This is a genomic window from Blastopirellula sp. SH421 (genome assembly GCF_057808535.1).
The window spans coordinates 706042-726761 of the sequence record NZ_CM173712.1 but is presented as its reverse complement, the minus strand read 5'-3'; the positions used below and the strand labels follow the sequence as shown (position 1 = coordinate 726761).

The 20720-nt window shown below is 54.9% G+C and carries 17 protein-coding genes; 9 read left to right on the top strand and 8 right to left on the bottom strand.

Features of this window, described 5'->3' with window-relative positions:
• The first annotated feature begins 238 nt into the window (after positions 1–238).
• From SH421x_RS02910 to SH421x_RS02900, 3 genes are all read left to right on the top strand, one after another.
• The gene (locus SH421x_RS02910) at positions 239–1558 is read left to right on the top strand and encodes a sulfatase family protein (RefSeq protein ID WP_488853872.1); all 1320 of its coding nucleotides are present in this window, start codon (positions 239–241) and stop codon (positions 1556–1558) included.
• A 125-nt stretch (positions 1559–1683) separates the two neighbouring features.
• Complete coding sequence (locus SH421x_RS02905; RefSeq protein ID WP_488853870.1) at positions 1684–2424, top strand: peroxiredoxin-like family protein; 741 nt, start codon at positions 1684–1686, stop codon at positions 2422–2424.
• Between the two features lie 246 nt (positions 2425–2670).
• Positions 2671–4587, top strand: coding sequence for a DUF5060 domain-containing protein (locus SH421x_RS02900; RefSeq protein ID WP_488853868.1), 1917 nt, complete (start codon positions 2671–2673; stop codon positions 4585–4587).
• Between the two features lie 7 nt (positions 4588–4594).
• On the opposite strand, the gene SH421x_RS02895 is transcribed toward SH421x_RS02900, so the two are convergent.
• The 5 genes from SH421x_RS02895 to SH421x_RS02875 form a co-directional block, all read right to left on the bottom strand.
• A complete protein-coding gene (locus tag SH421x_RS02895; protein WP_488853866.1) occupies positions 4595–5461 on the bottom strand; it encodes a GntR family transcriptional regulator in 867 nt (288 codons plus the stop codon).
• A 13-nt stretch (positions 5462–5474) separates the two neighbouring features.
• Complete coding sequence (locus SH421x_RS02890) at positions 5475–5855, bottom strand: hypothetical protein (protein WP_488853864.1); 381 nt, start codon at positions 5853–5855, stop codon at positions 5475–5477.
• A gap of 90 nt (positions 5856–5945) precedes the next feature.
• Entirely contained in the window at positions 5946–6917 is a 972-nt protein-coding gene (locus SH421x_RS02885) for a DUF1559 family PulG-like putative transporter (RefSeq protein WP_488853862.1), read from the bottom strand.
• 167 nt (positions 6918–7084) lie between these two features.
• Positions 7085–7531: a hypothetical protein gene (locus tag SH421x_RS02880; RefSeq protein WP_488853860.1), complete on the bottom strand. Its 447-nt coding sequence runs from the start codon at positions 7529–7531 to the stop codon at positions 7085–7087.
• Positions 7532–7591: 60 nt separating this feature from the next.
• Positions 7592–8584 (bottom strand): DUF1559 domain-containing protein, encoded by a 993-nt coding sequence (locus SH421x_RS02875; protein ID WP_488853858.1) that lies wholly within the window; start codon positions 8582–8584, stop codon positions 7592–7594.
• Positions 8585–8832: 248 nt separating this feature from the next.
• Between SH421x_RS02875 and SH421x_RS02870 the strand changes: the two genes are divergently transcribed.
• From SH421x_RS02870 to SH421x_RS02845, 6 genes are all read left to right on the top strand, one after another.
• Positions 8833–10095 (top strand): Gfo/Idh/MocA family protein, encoded by a 1263-nt coding sequence (locus SH421x_RS02870; RefSeq protein ID WP_488853856.1) that lies wholly within the window; start codon positions 8833–8835, stop codon positions 10093–10095.
• Between the two features lie 99 nt (positions 10096–10194).
• The gene (locus SH421x_RS02865) at positions 10195–11919 is read left to right on the top strand and encodes an SLC5 family protein (protein ID WP_488853854.1); all 1725 of its coding nucleotides are present in this window, start codon (positions 10195–10197) and stop codon (positions 11917–11919) included.
• Positions 11920–11924: 5 nt separating this feature from the next.
• Positions 11925–13103, top strand: a complete 1179-nt coding sequence (dgoD, locus tag SH421x_RS02860; protein ID WP_488853852.1) for a galactonate dehydratase — start codon at positions 11925–11927, stop codon at positions 13101–13103.
• 37 nt (positions 13104–13140) lie between these two features.
• On the top strand, positions 13141–14568 hold the full coding sequence (locus tag SH421x_RS02855; RefSeq protein WP_488853850.1) for a neutral/alkaline non-lysosomal ceramidase N-terminal domain-containing protein: 1428 nt from the start codon (positions 13141–13143) through the stop codon (positions 14566–14568).
• A 57-nt stretch (positions 14569–14625) separates the two neighbouring features.
• Positions 14626–15555 carry a dihydrodipicolinate synthase family protein gene (locus SH421x_RS02850; RefSeq protein WP_488853848.1) on the top strand — a complete coding sequence of 310 codons (930 nt, stop codon included), beginning with the start codon at positions 14626–14628 and terminating at the stop codon, positions 15553–15555.
• Between the two features lie 250 nt (positions 15556–15805).
• A complete protein-coding gene (locus tag SH421x_RS02845) occupies positions 15806–17011 on the top strand; it encodes a hypothetical protein (protein WP_488853846.1) in 1206 nt (401 codons plus the stop codon).
• Positions 17012–17043: 32 nt separating this feature from the next.
• On the opposite strand, the gene SH421x_RS02840 is transcribed toward SH421x_RS02845, so the two are convergent.
• The 3 genes from SH421x_RS02840 to SH421x_RS02830 form a co-directional block, all read right to left on the bottom strand.
• On the bottom strand, positions 17044–18954 hold the full coding sequence (locus SH421x_RS02840; protein WP_488853844.1) for a potassium transporter Kup: 1911 nt from the start codon (positions 18952–18954) through the stop codon (positions 17044–17046).
• 227 nt (positions 18955–19181) lie between these two features.
• The gene (locus tag SH421x_RS02835) at positions 19182–19790 is read right to left on the bottom strand and encodes an RNA polymerase sigma factor (protein ID WP_488853842.1); all 609 of its coding nucleotides are present in this window, start codon (positions 19788–19790) and stop codon (positions 19182–19184) included.
• Between the two features lie 151 nt (positions 19791–19941).
• Positions 19942–20643 carry an RNA polymerase sigma factor gene (locus SH421x_RS02830; protein WP_488853840.1) on the bottom strand — a complete coding sequence of 234 codons (702 nt, stop codon included), beginning with the start codon at positions 20641–20643 and terminating at the stop codon, positions 19942–19944.
• Between the last annotated feature and the right edge of the window lie 77 nt (positions 20644–20720).

The window sequence follows — 20720 nt, the reverse complement described above, 5'->3', positions numbered from 1 at the left end:
CATCTCGCCGAAATTGCGGCATTTCTGACTAGATCTCGGCAGTTTCAGCCCTCAAATCTTTCACCTGCGGCGATGAAACGCCAGAATTAGGAACTGAGTCAGCGGCGCATCGCGATTCCCAGCGCAGCGATGCTGACAATCTCCTGCGCCACTTCATCGCCCCGCGACGAGGCACGCCAGCTCGCGCTCGACTAGAATAGATGGGTAGACTCCCCCTGTGCCGTGAACGAGACTTGCCATGCGAAGTCAGTTGCTTCTCGCCGGTCTGACGTTGCTCCTAGCGCCGCTGTCCCTGGTCGACGCCGCAACGCAGCCGAACATCATTCTGATCATGGCCGATGATATCGGCTACGAATGCTTTGGTTGTTATGGATCACAGCAATACCAAACGCCGAACATCGATCAGATGGCGGCTCAAGGGATGCGGTTTATGCATTGTTATTCGCAGCCGCTCTGCACGCCGAGTCGCGTTAAGCTGATGACGGGGCTTTCCAATGCGCGGAACTACTCCGCTTTTTCTATCCTTAATCGCGATCAGCGCACGTTCGGGCATTTGCTAAAAGCCGCCGGTTATCGCACGATGATCGCCGGCAAGTGGCAGCTGTATGGCGCTGACAGTTATCCGGAGCGTTTTCGAGCCAAAGGAATGTTGCCCAGTGATGCAGGCTTCGACCAATGGTGCTTGTGGCAAGTCGAACAATTAGGAGAACGCTACGACGCGCCTCTCCTCAACATCAACGGAAAGCATCGACAATTTACGGCCCAAGAATATGGGCCTGATATCGCCCTCGATCACATCACCCAGTTTATTGACCAGAAGTCGGATCAGCCGTTCTTTGTTTACTACCCGATGATCTTAGTTCACAATCCATTTGTACCGACTCCTGACAGTGCGACGCGTGATCCGAAGCAGAAGCAAAAGAACTTTGCAGCGATGGTCGCCTACATGGACAAGCTGGTTGGCAAGGTAGTTAACCACGTCCAAACCGCAGGCCTCGCCGACAATACGCTGATGCTGTTTATCGGCGACAACGGTACGAATACCGCAATTCAATCGCAGTTGAACGGACGAACTATTCAAGGCGGAAAAGGTAAAACCACCGACGCAGGCACACGCGTGCCGATGATTGGGTATTGGCCCGGTGTGATTTCTGCCGGTCAAACCTGTGCAGATCTTGTCGACTTCTCGGACTTTCTACCGACCCTTGCTCAGCTTGCCGGCGCAGAGACGCCAGCAGACTTGGATGGTCGCAGTTTTCAGCCGCAATTGATGGGGCAACCAGGAAAGCCGCGCGACTGGATTTACTGCTATTACAATCCACGGCCAGAAAAGACGCAGCCAATCCGGTTTGTTCGTGATCAGCGCTGGAAACTGTATGGTGATGGAAGGCTGATTGACGTCGAAAATGACGTGCTGGAAAAACATCCGCTGACCGACCTAGCGGCCACGCCTGGCGCTGCTGCGGCGCACGCGAAACTGACTGCCGCATTAAGCTCGCAGCCGGCCGTTGGAGCCATGTTGCTCAAGTTTCCACCGCAACCCGACAAGCGGCCGTAGTGATCTATTTGCGTTAAACTTGAGGGTAGTTGTAGCGCAGCATACCGATCATGACCGTGCCAGCGCGTAAAGTTCGAGCTAGTTAGACTTCTCTCACTCTTCATTTCGGTGAAAGGTTACCAGTCATGCGTAAACTTGTCTTGTTTGGCTGCTTGATGATGTCAGCCGCATTTGTTCCTGGGGCGATGGGACAAGAGAGCCAAACGCAAACGCTGGAAGATCAGCTGCAACAAAAGTCGGACGAAGCTGGCAAACGCTTCCCGCCAGAGATGCTAAAGGTGATGCAAGACGCAGTCGAAGCGGTTCGCACCAGTGGAATCGAGAAATCGGCCAAACAGGTGGGGGACGCTGCAGTAGACGCCGAACTAACCGGCTGGAACGGCAAGACGGTTCGCCTGAGTGAAATGTGGAGCGAAGGACCGATCGTTCTCATGTGGTATCGCGGCGGCTGGTGTCCCTATTGCAACTTGCAGCTGCGGGCAATGCAAAAGGAGTTGAAAGCAATCGAAGGCGCAGGAGCCAAACTAGTGGCGCTGACCCCAGAACTGCCCGAAAAGGCGAAAAAAACGGCTGAAGCAAATGACCTCGACTTTATCGCGTTGCATGACAAAGAGAATGCGACTGCCAATATGTATGGATTGGTCTTTAAACTTCCCGAGTCGATCTTGCCCCTCTACCGTGATCGCTTGAAACTAGCCGATGTCAACGGCAGCGACGCAATGGAACTGCCGCTGTCGGCGACCTATGTGATCGATACCAACGGCAAAATTCGCTATGCATTTTTAAACGCCGACTATACCAAACGGGCTGAACCGGCCGATGTGGTCGCGGCAGTGAAGAAAGTTGTCGCAGACAAAGCGAAATAGTCGTCCGGCAATTATTCGCCTCTTTTTGATTCCTATCAATTAAGGGAAGTCGGGTCGGTCGCGGCTTCTTTTTTTTGTCGCGGTACACTTCCTTTTTGTATCAACAATCCTTGGTGCTCGATATTCGGCGACAAGACTATTCTCTCTCGACGCTGTGCGAGTTATTCTGACACTTGCCGATCCCCCAGCTTCTGTAGCGATCTCTCCTTCTGCTTTAACTCGCCGGTTCAACATGAGAGACATTGGATGCACTCCTCTGAAATCTTCCTCGCCCGGCTGATTGCGTTTGCGGCGATGGCCGCATTCTCACCGGATCTTCAGATCGCAGCAGCCCAACAAGCTGGAGACGCTACAGTCACCGTCAGCGGCGAGCAAAAACAATGGCACAAGGTAACGCTCACGCTGGACGGACCATTTGCAGAGGAGCATGGCACACGGCCCAATCCTTTCACCGATCTACGGCTGGAAGTTCGATTTACACATGAGTCTGGCTCACCCAGCTATCGCATCCCTGGCTACTTTGCGGCTGATGGAGACGCGGCGCACACAGGCGCCAAGTCCGGCAGAAAATGGCGAGCTCATCTCTCTCCGGACAAGCCCGGTCAGTGGAACTACGCTGTAAGTTTCACCCGTGGTCAGGACGAAGCGCTGCAAGCCAAAGCAACCGGCGAAAAATGCCTGGGAGATGGAGCGACCGGCAGCTTTTCGATTACTACGAGCGATAAGTCCGGCGTGGATCTGCGCAGCAAGGGACGCCTGGAATATGTGGGACAGCGTTATCTTCGCTTCGCTGGTGATGGAGACTATTTTCTCAAAGCAGGCCCCGACGCCCCAGAAACGTTACTCGCCTACGCAGACTTTGACGACACCGCCACGCAGAAGAAAAACGTGCCGGTGAAAACGTGGCGCCCTCATCTGCGTGACTGGCGTCCAGAGGATCCGACCTGGCGTGACACTCACGGCAAAGGACTAATCGGCGCGCTCAACTATCTGTCGGCCCAAGGCTGCAATACGGTTTCGTTTCTAACCTACAATGCGGCCGGCGACGGGGACAATGTTTGGCCATTTGTTAGTCGGGATGACAAGTTGCACTACGACTGTTCAAAACTCGATCAATGGCAAATAGTGTTTGATCATGCGACAACGCTAGGTTTGCATCTGCATTTCAAGTTGCAAGAAAATGAGATGGACGACAATCGTCTTGGAGACAAACGGAAAGCCAGAGATGTGCCGGAGTCACTAGACGGTGGCCAACTAGGCGTCGAGCGCAAGCTCTACTGCCGCGAATTGATCGCTCGGTTTGGGCACGAACTGGCGCTGCTGTGGAATATCGGCGAAGAAAACACCCAGTCATCCGCTGAGCAGCGCGACATGATTCACTATCTGCATGACGTCGATCCGTATCATCACAACATTGTGCTCCACACCTTCCCCGGAGATCAGGACAAAGTTTACACGCCCCTGCTGGGAGACCAGTCGCTGTTGACCGGCGCTTCACTGCAAAATAACTGGGATGTCGCTCATCAGCGGACGCTGAAGTGGGTGAAAACGTCGGCCCAAGCGGGACGTCCTTGGGTGGTTTGCAATGACGAGCAAGGTCCCGCGTCCGACGGGGTTCCGGCCGATCCCGGCTATGAAGCCAAAAACGGCGTCGCCAATCCGCAAGGAAAAAAGTACACACTACACGACATTCGTAAGCTTTGCTTATGGGGAACGCTAATGGCCGGCGGCGCTGGTGTCGAGTATTACTTTGGCTATCAATTGCCGCAAAATGATCTGCTGTGTCAAGACTTTCGCAGCCGAGACCAATCGTGGGCATACTGCAAAATCGCCCTCGATTTTTTCCATGACAACGCAATCCCCTTCTGGGAAATGAATAACGCGGACGATCTGGTCGGAAATCCCCAAAGCGACAACAGCCGCTTTTGTTTGGCCAAGCCAGGCACGATTTATCTCGTCTATCTACCGAGCGGCGGAACCACCCAATTGAATCTAAGCGACGCCCAAGGAGACTATCAAGTCCGTTGGTTTAATCCGCGCAACGGAGGAGCGTTAAGCTTCGGCTCTGTGTCAGCGGTCCAAGGCGGACAACGCGCTTCGCTCGGCGATCCGCCGCAAGATGTTGATAAAGATTGGTTGGTGGTTGTGCAGCGGATGCAATAGACGCAAATCACGCTTCGTTGGCAGCACGAATCTTGCTTAGCACGGGGTGGTTGTTTTGAATGTGAAATGAAAGCGCTTTGCGTGCGGCGGCCCATTTCTTTTCGATCAACGCGTTCAGAATCGCCTGGTGCTGTTCGACAGTTTCGATCGCCGCCGCGCGATCATTTTCTTCCCATTCAAACAGGATATCGTAATACTTCCCCTGGCGCTGGAAGAAGTCCTGGATGTAGATGTTGTCTCCCTTTTTGATAATGTACGCGTGCAGCGAGTTATCGATTTTGGGATGATCTTTGGGGGATGCAGGCAAACAGTTTCCGGCCAGGATCGCTTGCAGATCGGCTTCTACCAGATGCGGCTTGGCCAGGTCGAGCGCCTTGAGTTCCAGCAACTCACGCACTTCTAAAAACGCTTGCAGGTCTTTTTGCAAAAACGGGCGTAATCGCCAACCCCGTCGCGGGATATGTTCGATCAGTCCAGCGCCGGCAAGCCGATTAAAGATAATCCGCAATGCCGAACGGCTGATTCCGTACTGCTTGGCGGTTGCTTCTTCGCGCAGGTCGAGCGCCGCGCCATCCAAGCTGAGCCGGACAAAGTCGTTGGCGATCAATTCGTACATGTCTTGCGGCGGCTCGGGCAAAGCTTGATCGTCTGCTTCGGCCTGCGATCGTTTGCGCGTCGCTTTGGGAGTCAGACGCCGATCCTCTCCCTTTTCAATCAACCCTTGCTTGATGAGCCGATTAACGGCAGAGCGTACCGGCGAAAAGCTTACATCATAAAAATCGGCGAGCGATTCCAACGTTAACTGAACCGGCAATTCCTGACTGGAAGAAAGGCGGGCTTTCAGGTCTTCGTAGATATAGCTTGTGATCGACATCGGCTGGGGGGATTTAACGCTTTTTAGGCACCTCGACGTCGTAGGTAGCGTCGTCGCGGGGCAGGTCACCGCTGGTCGAATAAGGAGCGAATAACGGTTTGGGTTGCTCGGCTGTCCCCGCCATCACCGCGGCATTATCGGCTACGCCGGTATAGCCGGTGATCGAGATTAAATGCGGACCTCCAATCACCCCTTTCTCTCCTTTCACATGGTACGCCCCGGCGAGAATTGTCGCCACTGCCCCAGGGCCAGAATTTCCTTTTGCCGTATCCGGGGCAAAGCTGATTTCGCCGTACGGAATCGGTTTTCCGTTATAGGTAACGGTCCCCGACAGTTCGTGACGCTCTAATCCTTCTGTGCCAAAATTGCAGCCGCTCACAGCGATCAACAACATCCATACAGCCCCGGATACGCTTTGCCATGGTAATTGCATCGCGAAAAGTCCCCCATTGCAGCAGAAGAGAAAGAGATGAAAGCCAAGGATTTAATAGTTAAAACCGCCAACCGGTAATCCATCAGCCCGCTTGGCCAGCGTGCGATAGATCGTTAAGTCGACCGTCTCTGGGATGAAATGAACCGAAGCGTCAGCCATGGCAAATTGACAACCGCCAGGGTGATAGCTGCCAAAGGTACGGGACTGCACGTCAAACTTATGCCCCAAGGCAGGATTCGGATCGGCCGTGTTGATCGGCAAAAGCGCGGAGGCGACCTGCGCGGGTTGACCAACGCTACGGGGCCAGTCACTCGAACACCACGTGTAATACTGCAATGGAGAAGGATTGGAAGCGATCGACGATTGCACATTCGTCTCGCCGATCAAAAATACATTGGTCGTTCCGTCCAACGCGTCGCGAAACTGCGTCTTCGAATTGTGATAGATCATCCCGTCTTTGTTCCAGATGCGGGCTCCAGCACTATTCGAACAAAAAGGCGTCTCGCCACCCTGAACGCCAAAGTAGTTGTTCGAACGCGTATCCGAGTTACTGTTCGGATCTGAATCGCACTGATACTTCGGGCAATTGCGGAACCACTCGGTCCGATTGGCGGTGTTCGCATTGCCAAAGGCAGCGTTATCTTGGATCGAGATAAAACCGGCGCCAAAATTGAAGCTGTCGTAGCGAGCGCTCTCTTCCATAAACGGCAAGACCAAGACGGTCCAAGGAGCTTGTGTAAACGAGAACCCGCCGGAACCTGGCGCCATCGAACAAAAGCTGGCGCTGTCAGTTGAGATGTTGGATATCCCGCCGGCGGGAAACGAGCCAAACGTATCATGGTAGTTGTGCAGCGACAGTCCGATCTGCTTCATGTTGTTGCTGCAAGACATGCGCCGCGCCGCTTCGCGAGCTTGCTGGACCGCCGGCAATAACAAGGCGATCAAAACACCGATGATCGCGATCACGACCAGCAGTTCGACGAGGGTAAATCCGTCACGATTGCGATAGCGAGAAATCATCATCTGCACTCCGATTGGAATTAGGATTGAATGAATAGATCAATCTGGCGTGAAAAGAGATCCGCAATAAATGCGGATCCGAGTTTTAGTTAGCAAGTTTTTGCCTGCATCGTTTGCGGCGCTGCGAATGATTTAAATACGTCGCCGGCACGCTACTCTGTAAGACAGGCCTACATTTTTATTGTGGCCTTGGAATCAAGCTCGAAATCAATGGCATTGCTTCCACTCTTCACATCGACGGACAACCCGCTTGTGCCGACGTCTTGGTATTTTTTGGGAACCTTCACTGCTTCTGTCGACGTCACCGAGGACTTTGGCGCGAACGGATCCGCTGGAGGTGGGGGTGCAATTGCGACCTGATACTTGCCCGGCAAGCAACGGATCGAATAGCTGCCGTCCGGCTGCAGGAGAGCTGTCGCCAGCTTTCCGCTCGGATCAATGAGCAGGACGGATCCCTGAGAAACCAGCTTCCCGTCGAGCAGCACCGTCCCGGTGACTGACGACTCAAGCTCGTTTCGAAAAGTGCAGCCTGCACTCATAACCATTGCAAGCAAGCATGTCGCCAGCCCATACCGTCGGTATTTCAGCAACCTCGAACAAGCAAAACTAATATGCATCGCCATCCATCCTGTGTCTGATCGAATAACAGAACCTGTATCTTCGCTTCGAGCGACTACCTAAAACGGACTGTTGATGACGTTGCCATCATCACGAATACAAAGGTTACGCAAGGTCGTCGCATCCATCGTTTCCGTCCCAAATGCGACGCTGCCGTCTCCGCGCAAGACAAGCGCTCCACCGGGATGCTCTGAATGAATACTGCTATTGGATCCATCGGTATGGTTGCCGCCCCCTTCGGTCAGTGTGCCGATCGGGTAACGAATCGTGGTGGTATTACGACTCCAAGGAGAAGTCGACCATTTGTAAGGGTCGCTTGAACCTCCGGCTTGCGGCGGCGGAACGGTCGCGCCGACTCCGCCCCAACATCCCCACTCGTAACTCGTACGAATGTCGGCCAAAGCTCCGCCGCTCCCCTTACCCATCGCGGACTGCTCAGCAACGACGATGCTATTCGTCAATCCGTCTGTCGCGTCGCGCATTTTGGTCACCATGTTGGGAATCAACATCCCATTCCCGCAAGAGTAGCCCTGAACTCCAGAGCCGCAGCGACCAGAACCTGTCGGATCAGAGGAATCTGTCGCACTGGTTGTCGCCCCCGCAATCCCAACATAAGAAGTGGTCGAAAACTGATAGTCATAGTCGGTCCGTTTATTAAGTCGACTCGCGGCACTCGATGGACACCAATTGAAATCAGGCGTCCATTTGTTAAGCAGCGCCCCATTCGGACCGTTGGGAAAGCCGCCCCAATCCGCAACCTGGATCTGATCGAAAACCGTTGACTGCTCGACTTGCGGCAAGATCGCCAGCAACCAGGAACCACGAAAAAAAGTCTTTGAACCAAACGGGAACGCAGTATACGTGTCGTGATAGTTGTGCAGCGCCAGACCAAGCTGCTTCATATTGTTACTGCAAGACATCCGTCGAGCTGCTTCGCGTGCTTGTTGAACCGCCGGCAACAGCAGCGCGATCAACACGCCGATGATCGCGATCACGACCAACAGCTCGACCAAGGTAAATCCGAAACGATTGGGATAGCGAGAATTCATCATCAGCACTCCGATTGGAATAAGAAAAGATGAAAGGCATCAACCTCGGGAGAGAAGACTCCGCTGCATGCTGGGAAATCTGAGAAGAAAGAAATTTGAAGATTTCAATTTCCAAAGCTTACTTGACATTGGCACCAACCGCAACTACATTTTTGACATTGGCGCCAAAAAGCATCGATTCCCATTTGTCGGCTACTTTTGACGCCGCGACTGTGCAGCTCTACCACCACCTCCGACAAGGAACCATGCCCATGAATCCTGCCGATTTCTCCGCTCACCAAGGCGCCAGCGGCTCGCTGCCTGTGTCGCGACGTTCGTTTTTGCAGACAACCGGCGGCCTGGCGGCCGGGGCCAGCTTGGCGCTCCCTTCCTATCTTCACGCAGCTGCTGCAGAGCCCAAGAAGGTCCGCATCGGCATCGTCGGCGGTCGCTTTGGGCTGGGCTTTCAGTTTGCCGAGCATCCGCTGTGCGAAGTGACCGGCGTCGCCGAACTACGGCCAGAACGCCTAGAAGCGCTCAGCAAGACTTACAAGTGCAAAACCAAGTACGACTCGCTTGAAGCGATGCTCGCCCAGGCCAAAGACATGGATGCGGTGGCAATCTTCACGCCGGCGCCCGATCATGTGCGCCATAGCGTCGCCGCGCTGAACGCCGGCAAGCATGTACTGTGCGCCGTCCCCGCCGCGATGAACTTGGAAGAGTGCGAAGAGCTGATCGAGACGGTCAAGCGAACCGGCCTCAGCTTTATGATGGCGGAAACCAGCTACTGGCAGCAAACCACTATCTCGGCTCGCCAGATGTATCAAGAGGGAAAATTTGGCAACTTGATCTATTGCGAATCGTCCTACCAGCATGACGGCCTAGAAGACCTGTTCATGGAAAATGGCAAGCCGACTTGGCGTTACGGCTTTCCACCGATGCACTATCCGACTCATTGCACCGCGCACTATATCGGCGTGACCGGCGAACGCCTCACCGAAGTAACCTGCCAAGGCTGGGGCGATGACGCACCAGCACTGAAAGACAACGCCTACAACAATCCGTTCTGGAACGGATCGGCGATGTTCAAGACCGAATCAGGCCTAGCGTTCAATATGCGTGTCTGGTGGAAAGGCGCACATCGCGGCGGCGAACGTGCCGAGTGGGTCGGCGATCAAATGAGCTTCTACGGTCAGGCCCCCAACGGACAACGCCCGGTGATTATTCGCAAGGGCAATCAAACCGAGAAAGATGACGGCGGTTTCGTGCGTAGCTTGCCTGCCTTTGAAGAAATCACCGTCCCTGACTGGTGGAAGACCGACATGCTGCCGGCGCCGCTGCGACATGGAAGCGGGCACGAAGGTTCGCACTGCTTCATCACCAACGAGTTTATTGACGCACTAGCCAACAATCGCCGGCCGGTGGTCGACGAGTACGAAGCAGTGGCCTACACCGCGCCAGGAATCGTCGCCCATCAATCGGCGCTCAAGGGTGGCGAGCAGCTGAAAGTCCCCAACTTCGGTCGCGCCAGCTAACCGCTTCAACCAAGGTAAACTGGGGCGTTACGACTCGGTGAGTCGTGCGTCCTATGTTTACTGCTTGCGTCCTCCACAATCTCCCGAGATCATTCGTTCATGCCTTCGTTTTCGCTCGACTTCTGGGATTACGTTGTCTTCATCAGCTTCTTTGTAATGCTGGGTGTGATCGGCTATTGGGCCGGACGCGGAGAACAAGCCAGCAGCCAAGATTACTTCCTGGCCGGGCGCAAACTGCCGTGGTACGTCGTCGGCGGATCATTTATCGCGTCGAATATCAGCAGCGAACACTTTATCGGCATGATCGGTTCGGCCGTTGTCTTTGGCGTTTGCGTCTCGTTGATGGAATGGGCTAATGTTGTCACCTTCTCGCTGTTGATCTGGTTCTTCATTCCCTTTTTGCTAGCGACGAAGGTCTTTACGATTCCCGAGTTTCTCGAGAAGCGTTTCAGCTTGTCGATTCGGCAGATGTTCGCCTTTGTCACGGTGCTCAGCAATGTGGTCGCATTTCTCGCGACAGTCTTGTACGGCGGCGGATTGGCGCTGCAAAGTTTGTTTGGCTGGAGTCTTTGGTTTTCGATCATCACGTTAGGGATTGTCGCCGGAGTTTGGGCGATCTACGGCGGGCTATCGAGCGTCGCGTGGACCGATCTCTTTACGGTCGTCGTAATGATCTTGGGCGGCCTGCTCGTCAGCTTGCTGGGCTTGCAAACGTTGGCCGGCGACGAAGGCTCGCTGTGGGAAGGCTTCACCTTGATGATTGAGCGCAATCAAGGCAAAGAAGGTCTCTGGGCCGAAGCGGTCAACCGGCATCTAGAACACCTGACTGCCGGCGATTCCTACAACCGACTCTCGCTCTACCAAGGCGTCACCCATCCAATCACACCGACGATCAGCTTGATTCCGCTGCTGCTTTCGGTCGGCGTGTGGTACAACGTCCTTAATCAGTTCATGATTCAGCGCGTGCTGGGCGCCAAGGATGAATACCATGCACGCATGGGGATCGTCTTGGCGGGCTGGGTCAAAGTCTGCTTTCCCCTGATTTCGGTCTTGCCTGGCATGGTGCTGTTTGCAATGCACCCTGAAATCTTGCTCCGTCCTTGGGATGAAGTCAAACCGGCGGCCGACCAAGGCTATATCAGCTTGATTCAAACGCTGATCCCCGCCGGACTGCGCGGTTTGCTGCTCGCCGCCCTGTTTGGCGCGATCCAATCGACAATCAACTCCGTCCTCAACTCGACGTCGACCATCTTAACGCTTGACATTTATAAACGACTGTTGGTCCCGGAGGCCAGCGACAAGCAGCTAGTCCGCGTTGGCGTCATCAGCTCGGTCGTCGTCTTGGCCATCGCGATTATCTTGGGGGGATTTGTTGGAGAGATCGGAGGGAGCCTGTTTGAATACGCCCAGTCGCTCTACGCTTTTTTTGCGCCGCCGTTCGCCGCCGTCTTTTTACTGGGGATCCTGTGGCGACGGATCAATTCGGCCGGAGCGCTGGCGGCGATCTGTATTGGCTTCGCCTCCGGAATCTTGATGAAGCTTTATTTGCATCTCGATCCTGATGCGCCTGCTTGGCTCAGCCCTTATTGGAATCAAGCGTCGATCAATTGGCTATTATGCATTGCGGTCTGTATCGGCGTCAGCTTAGCGACGTCTCCGCCGCGGGCAGACCAAGTGACCGACCAATTGACGTTCAATTGGTCCCGTTTAAATCTATTCAATAACCTCGGCGATCACTGGTACACAAGCGTCGTCACTTGGTGGGGATTGTTTGTCGTGGTGATCGCCGCGTTGTTCATTACGTTCTCGGGAGTGGTGCTTTAAATCGCATGAAAATTACACGCGTCGAAACCCTGGTTTGCCATGCTCGGATGCGCAACTGGGTATTCGTGAAAATCACGACCGATCAACCCGGCCTGATCGGCTGGGGCGAAGCGACTCTTGAATGGCATACGCGTAGCGTCGTCGGAGCGATCGAAGACTTGGCTCAGTTGCTGATTGGTGAAGATCCGACGCGGATCGAATATCTTTGGCAGATGATGTTTCGCCAGCACTTTTGGCATGGAACAGGCATCGTGCGCGCCACAGCGATTGCCGGCGTCGATCTTGCCCTTTGGGATATTCTCGGCAAGATTCACAATGTCCCCTGTCACCGACTTTGGGGCGGTCCGGTGCGCGACAAAATCCGTCTCTACTCGCATCTCGGCGGCGGACGGATGGAAGATTTTTACGAAACCCCGGTCGATAACGCCAAGCAGTTTGCAGACCTCGCGCTCGAAGCGGTCGAACAAGGCTACACCGCCTTTAAATCGATGGCCGTCCCGCCGACGATGCCGATCGAAGGGAGCAAACCGGTGCGCGCCGCCGTCGCGTGCGTCGCCGCGATGCGCGAAGCCGTTGGTCCCGATATCGACATCATGGTCGACTGCCATGCTCGGCCATCGCCGGCAATGGGGATGAAATTCGCCACCGCGCTGGAACCGTATGATCTTTACTTCTTTGAAGAGCCTTGCTGGCCCGAGTCGATCGCAGGTCTGGCCAAGATCAACGCCGCCGTCGCCACGCCGATCGCGACTGGCGAACGACTCAACCATCTGGCCGCGTTTCGCGATCTATTCGCCGCCCAGGCGTGTGAGATTTGCCAACTCGATATCACGCATTGCGGCGGACTCACCGAAGCGCGGCGGATCGCCGCTTTGGCCGACGCTTATCGCATCGCGTTAGCCCCCCACAATCCGCAAGGCCCGGTCAGCACCGCCGCTTCGCTGGAGTTTGGCTTTTCGCAGCCCAGCTATATCATATGTGAGTCGGTGCAAAACGACGTTCCTTGGCGTTACGAAGTGGTGGACGAAGGATTTCAAATCGATCCAAAGACGCAAACCGTCACCCCGAATCAACGCCCTGGCTTGGGAATCAACATCAACGAGGAAGAAATCAAGCGGCATCCGTTCCAACAAGAGCTGCTGCAACGCGTGTTTTATGCGGACGGCAGCGTCGGCGATTGGTAACGACCCACTGTGACGTTTTTTTTGTAAAGCAAGCATCATGAGCCCCTCGAAATTCCAATCCGCTTCTTTCGCCCATGCTGCCTGGTCTGGCTATGCGGGGCTCGCGACGGCCGACATTACTCCGCCGATCGGCGTTTATTCGCGCTGCTGGGGCGCTGCCGATCATGATGTCGCTGAGTCGGTCCATCGTCCGCTCACCATCACCGCCCTAACGCTGCAAGCCGAGCGCGATTCGTCGCCGCTGATTTACCTCGACGCCGATCTCGGCTGGTGGCAAACCCTAGAAACGTTCCAGCAGTTCCAGGCCTGCGTCTTAGCCGAGTTCTCGCTGGCTCCCGAAGATTTTTTGTTCGGTCTGACTCATACTCACGCCTCTCCTCCGCTGGCCACGCTGGATCCCGATTTGCCCGGTCAGGCAATTCAACAGCAATGGCTCCAACAATTGCAAGTCACCGTGATCGAAGTGATTCGCGCCGCGCTCCAAAACACGCAGGCCGCGACCCTCGACTGGCAGACCGGGCAATGCAGTCTGGCGACCAATCGCGATCTGATTGATCCCAACGCAAACGCCGATCGCATTCTGTGCGGATTCAATCCGCTTGGTCAGGCGGATAACACGTTGCTAGTCGGTCGACTGAGCGACATCACCGGGATGTTGCGCGGCGTGATCGTCAACTACGCGTGTCATCCGACGACGCTGGCCTGGGAAAATCGCGCAATTTCGCCCGACTATATCGGTGCGATGCGAGAAACCATCACTCAGCAGACGGGAGCCGTGGCGATGTTTATGCAGGGAGTATCCGGTGATCTGGCGCCCCGCTATCAATATGTCGCCGATCCAGAAACGGTGGATCGTCATGGTCGCCAATTGGCGTACGCCGCTTTGGCGACCTTAGAAAACATGGAGCCTGTAGCCAGCCGCTTGGATTACCAAGGAGTCGTCGAATCGGGCGCTCCGCTCGCGGTCTGGCGACATACGCCGATTCGCCCCAATCCCCAGTTGCAAGCCGTGCAGTCCAGCGTGGATGTCCCGCTCAAGGATTGGCCGACGGCCGCCGAACTTGAACGGCAACGTGCCGCTTGTCCGAATCGGGCCATTGCCGAACGGCTCCGCCGCAAACGGGATATCCGACTCTCACTAGGCGACGACGACACTTACACGCTGCCGATCTGGGCTTGGAAGTTGGGAGATGCGATTTTGATTGGCAGTCTGGCCGAGTCGTATTCGATCTTGCAGGTCGAACTCCGCCGTCGATTTCCCGATCATACAATCATCTGCATGAATTTAGTGAACGGCTCGATCGGCTATATGGCGCCGGCGGCTCTTTACAACTTAGATATCTATCCCGTGATGCAAACGCCGTTCGACCTGGGGGCGCTAGAATTGACCATCGAGGCGATGTCGCAACTCGTCCAACGGTTGGCGACTCCGACCGAGTCGAGCCCGCTCCTGCAGAATGCTTAACACTGGGCGCTTGCCCCGTCGGCTGTTTCCTTTCATCCATCTCTCCCCGAAAGCTCGATGACCCGCTCCATCCAAGGCGTGCTGCCGGTACTGCAAACTCCCCTGCGCGACGATGAATCAATCGACGCCGACAGCTTGCAACAAGAGATCGACTGGAGCTTTGACGTGGGCGCCGACGGCGTCTGTTCGGCGATGGTCTCTGAACTGCTGCGGCTGTCGCCCACCGAGCGCCGTGAACTGGCCGAGATGATGGTCGCGATGACCGCCGGTCGCGGTACGGTGATCGCCAGCGTCGGCGCCGAAACAACGCGGCAAGCAGTTGAATATGGCCAGCATGCCGAGCGCAGTGGATGCAGCGCGATCATGGCGATTCCGCCGATCAGCGTGGCGCTGCCCGAAGCCGCGATGTGGGACTATTTTTCACAGTTGGCCCGCCGCATCGATTTGCCGCTGATCGTGCAAGATGCGTCGTCGTACGTCGGCCGAGCAATCCCAACTTCGTTTTATGCGCGCCTGGTCGCCGAGTTTGGCGCCGAGAAAATCCTCTTCAAGCCCGAAGCGTCACCTATCGGACCGAACCTTTCCGACTTGCGAGATCAAACCGGCGGAACTGCCCAGATCTTTGATGGCTCAGGCGGAATCCTGCTGATCGACTGTTATCGCCGCGGAATACAAGGAACCATGCCCGGCGTCGATTTGCTGGACGGGATTGTCGCACTATGGCAGGCGCTGCGACAAGGAAATGACGATCTGGCGTATCGCCTCTATTTTCCGATTTGCGCGATCGTGGCGCTGCAGCTTCAAGCAGGGCTCGATGGATTTTTGGCGATCGAAAAATATATCCTGTACAAGCGAGGTCTCTTCCCTTCTGCACGCCGCCGCACACCGTACTCGTGGGATCTGGACCAAGAGACAGCCGCCGAAATCGATCGCTTGCTGCTCCACTTGGAAACCGCTCTAAAATCGACCTCCGTCATCGACGTATAAAACCGCCAGCAACCCACTTGTTGTCGATTGACAACTCACATCGAATCGGGATCGAAGACGATAGGGACCTATCCCACTCGTACCGGCAATCCGGTCCGGTCAATCCTTCTCGCTGCAGCGGTCGTTTTTTAGGTGAATTACGCATTCCGTGTCGCTAGAATCTAAGTTTTGTTAGATTTTTCTCTCGGCGCAAAGCTGGGGGAACTGAAATCTGACCAGGATTGATTCAGGCCAACTCGGGAGCACTTGCATGACGGCGGATTCGATAACTATTTTGGCGTCGCGACATGCGTTACAAAGTCGTCGCGACCGTCCATTGGCTGACAAACCGACGGCGGCAATTTTGCTGGTGTCTCTGCTGCTTTTTGCGGCGACAGACCGCAGCTGCGGCGCTGAACCAGAGTCACAACATCCGCAGCTGAACGTCATATTTTTCACGCCGTCGGATGTCGAACCCCCGCCGGGCGTCGAGCGACGCTTGACTCAAGTCGCCGACTATGCCGAGAAGTTTTTGGTCGAAGGGATGACGAAAGCAGGTTATGAGCCGGCCAATAAACACCCCTTCTCGCGAAAAGCAGATGGCAGCTTGAACGTTCTCTTTGTCAAAGGAGAGAAAACTCAGGAGAGCGGCAGCTACGACAAACCAGGCTTTCAATTAGAACCAATCCAGCAAGCGGTCCGACAATACGACCTCTCTCGCTCGATGAACGTGTGGTGGATCTTCGTTTACTTGGGCGAACCACCGCTCCGCTACTCAGACTATCGGGGCTCCGGTGATTCAAAAAAAGGGGGCTGGGCGTTGTGCAATTATTCGACGGTCTCGGGAGATATCGAACCTAATGCACCGCTCGCGGCTGGTTTTAATGAGGATTTCACCTTAAAGGCTTGCATCCATGAGTTGGGACATGCGTTTGGACTTCCTCACTTGGGGCCCAAAAACCGTGACCGCCGCGGCAATAACCTGATGGGCCCGCAGACCAAAGTTTACGCCAAGAAAGTAGATCCACGTAAGAAGGACGTGTACTTGAAAGAAGCGTCGGCGGCGATGCTTTGGAAGCATCCAATCTGGTCAGGATCGATCACGGCGCGCGGCGAAATGCCAACGGTTCAAATCGCTGATTTCGCTGGCAAAGTGAACCGCATAGGTAAGTACTTCGAGATTAGCGGCAAGCTTGAATCGGATCGCAAAGCGCATAGCGTTATCATCTATGAAGATGCCGAGAATGAGGACGACACCTACTGGCGCAAGAACTTTACCAGCAAACTCAACGACGACGGCAGCTTCGCCGTACGCGTAACCGAGCTGGACCGCGCTACCGGCAAGTTGCGTCTGCTCTTCTGCTTTGATAACGGCGTTGTGACCGGCGATGGTCTCGAACATGGAGACAAAGGGGGCCTCGCCAAGGGGTTTACCGCCACCAAGCAAGGAGTCGAACTGGTCGACCCAGGCAACTAAATCCCGGCAAGTTGCAGTGACTTGGCAGCAGCTTACAACTCGACCTGCGAACCAATCTCGACAACTTTATCAGGCGGCAAATAGAAGTAGGCGGTCGCCGGTTGAGCATTGCGCGATAACCAGGCAAATAGCCGTTCGCGCCAGATCGCCATGCCGGGGCGGTGAGTCGCCAGCAAACGCTCGGTCCCCAGAAAATAAGTGACGTCGTCTCCCTGGAGATCAATTTGATCTTTGGTCAAAGTCGCAAGCGTGAGCGGAATATGGGGAGTATCCATAAATCCATAGCGGATCATGATGCGGAAGAATCCTTCGCCAATTTCTTCAAACTCGATCCGTTTGGCCAAGCGTACATGCGGCACGTTGGCGGTCTCCACCGTCAACAGCACCACTTGCTTGTGCAGCACTTTGTTGTGTCGCACGTTGTGTCGCAATGCTGGAGGAGTGCCGACCGGATTGCCGGTCAAAAAGATCGCCACCCCAGGAACACGAGCCGGCGGATCATTCATCAAGTCCGCGATGTATAGCTCCACAGACAAGGCGCGTTCATGAAGTCGCCGCGCCAACAGACGTTGCCCTGACATCCAAGTCGACATGATCGTATAAGCGCCGCCGGCCACCAGTAAGGGGAACCACCCGCCGTTGCTGATCTTGAACAGATTCGCTCCCAAAAACGCCAGGTCGACCGCCAAAAAGAGTCCGCAAACACCCAGCGACAGCGGCAGTGACCACTTCCAGTGGATCCTGGTAAGCAAGAAAAAGAGAACCGTCGTGATTACCATCGTGATCGTCACCGCAATCCCATACGCCGCCGCGAGATTGTCAGACGAACGGAAGCCGAGCACCAAGCCAATACAAGCGAACATCAAAGCCCAGTTGATCAGTGGGATGTAGATCTGCCCCTTTTGTTCGGCCGAGGTGTGACGAATCGTCATCCGCGGGCTATAGCCCAACTGCACCGCTTGCTGCGTCAACGAAAAAGCGCCAGTGATAACTGCCTGGGATGCGATGATCGTAGCGATTGTCGACAACAAAATCAGCGGATAGAGGGCCCAGTTTGGCGCCATCAGATAGAACGGATTTCGCGCTCCTTCAGGATGCGCAAGCAGGAAAGCTCCCTGGCCGAAATAGTTGAGCAGCAGCGCCGGCAGAACAATGTAATACCAACTGATACGGATCGGCTGTTTACCAAAATGCCCCATGTCGGCGTACAGCGCTTCGCCGCCGGTGACGACCAAAAAGACCGAGCCCAAAACCAGAAATCCGCTCAGTCCATTTTCAGAGAGCAACTGAATCGCATACAGCGGATTGATCGCCGCAAATACTTGCGGCGATTGCACCAAATGTGGAATCCCCATACAAGCGAGCGTCGCAAACCAAATCAGCATGAGCGGCCCAAACACTGTGCCGATACTGGCGGTTCCACGCGACTGGAACAGAAACAAACCGACCAAAATCATGATCGTGATAAGTTCGATATAAGGATCCAGTGCAGGCGTCGCCACTTCCAGGCCTTCCACCGCGCTAAGCACCGAAATTGCCGGAGTAATCATGCCATCCGCATAAAGCAAAGCGCCGCCGAGCAGGCCCAAGGTAAAAATCGCCCAGCGGCGATAAACGGCTTGGGAACCTCCCAGCGATTCGCAAGACGAGACTAGCGCCGCTAGTGCTAGGATCCCCCCTTCTCCCTCATTGTCGGCTTGCAGAATGAAAATGAGATACTTGGTCGAGATGACGATCGCCAGCGCCCAGAAAATCAGAGAGAGCACGCCCAAGACGTGGTCATGCGACGCCGCGACTGCATGCTCGGCAGCAAAGCACTCACGCACCGCATACAGCGGGCTCGTGCCGATGTCGCCGTAGACAACTCCCAGCGCAACCAGCGACAATTTGGCCCAAGCGCCACCGCGTTGATCCCCTTCTGGAGTCGCCTGAGCGTCAGACATTCACGTACTTTCCAATCCATCCGCCGGCTGCCCTTGGAACTGCGTCCACAACTTTAGCACGCATTTAACGAATTGGGCAGTCAGAACGCCGCAGGAGGATTTATGGGATTGTAACGAGAAAAGCGAGGCCGTACCTCCGCAGTAGATAGCCCCTAAAAAAAGTAGCCGGCTCGATTTTGTCGCATTTGTCTACGACTTCTACGTGGTGACCTTGCTCGAAGCGGTCGTCAACTCGACGGCGATACTTCCGGCATCATCTCGGCCAGCAACAAGCGGGCATGTAAGAAGCGGCGCTGAATTGTTTTGGCTGAGACTTCCAGCAGCTGGGCGGCGTCGGCGTGTGTCATGCTGGCATACCAGATCAACGAAAACACCTCGCGAGGTTCTTCAGGCAACTTGTCGATCGCTTCGTGAAACTCGGCCCATTGCGACAATGACAAGGGACCTTCGTCAGCGTCCTGACGTGGCAGTTCGGAAAGTGCATAGTGCGATTCATGATTTGCGGCCTCGGCCAGAGGGCCAAGATGATGGCGAGCCAGATCGATCAACGTGCGACGAATTTGCAATGTCGCTAGACCAAAGAAATGCCGAGCCGATTGCGGTTTGACTTTCTTCAGGCTCCGATACAGCCGAATCACCGCTTCCTGAAAAACATCGTCGGTTTGCTCCCAGCGAGCCAAGCTGGGATACGATCGCAACATGGTTTTGGTTTGTCGCTGGAGACGCTCCAGCGCACATTCGATGATCAAATCGTACGCCGCCGCTGGCCGTTGTCGCTCGGCGGCTAGAATCGCTTCGATATGCTGCGTAGTACCTGAGGCCGAATCCAAAATCACGATCCTTTTCGCCGATTTTTTCAATTTGCTAGAGGCGATTCTACACTGCCTAGAGGGGGGAGTCACTTGTCTCTATGAAAGGAAGCGGATCCTGGCCAACTAACTGGACATAATTTAGAAAAATTGCCAGCACTCGCTCCAGCGGTTGTGGTTACAGCAATCTCCTCAGCGACTTGATCTCATCATCGACCTCGCTTTCGCTCTCCACCTGCTCCAGCACGACCAGTCGTAGCAGTTCGATAAACCGTTGCTCTGACTTGGTTTGAGCATAACGGACCTGATCAATCGTCAGCCGTAGCGACTGGGCGATCGCTTCTTTGCTGGAGACAGCGGAAAGGTCCGGGGGATTCAGCGCGTCAAACACTAAATACCAGTCAGCACGCCCTTGGCTTTGGCACCACAAGCGGAGCTCGTCTCGTGTCGCCTGAATCACTGAACGGGCCCATTGCCGCATAAACTCTTCCTCTGGAGAAGAATCAGCACTTAAGATCTGGATATTTTGAGTTGCGGCGAGACAACTGATGGGAACCAGCTCATTTTCAAATTGGCGCTGGCGAGGCGCTCGCGAAGTGGTCTGATCCGAGACAAAGCGAGTCAGGATGGTCAGGATGTAAGTCCGAAATCGCCCTCGCTCGAATTGATAGTTGCTGACGAGCTCTTTTTCAAACAAGTGACAAAAAAAGTCTTGAGTCAGATCCTCTGCGCTCGACTGCTGAAAGCCACGACGACGCAAATACCCAAAGACTGCTGGCCAATACGATTGGACGAAACAATTACGCGAGTCCAAGCTGGCAAGTTGGCCCCCCTTCAAGGAATCGATTATATTCCATGCGGTGGTGGGAAAATGGGCCATAATCAACTCCAAATTCGTTGGTAAAGGTTAACGGCTGATCCTGCACCAAGACTGTTCAGAAAACTCTTTCCCTTAAA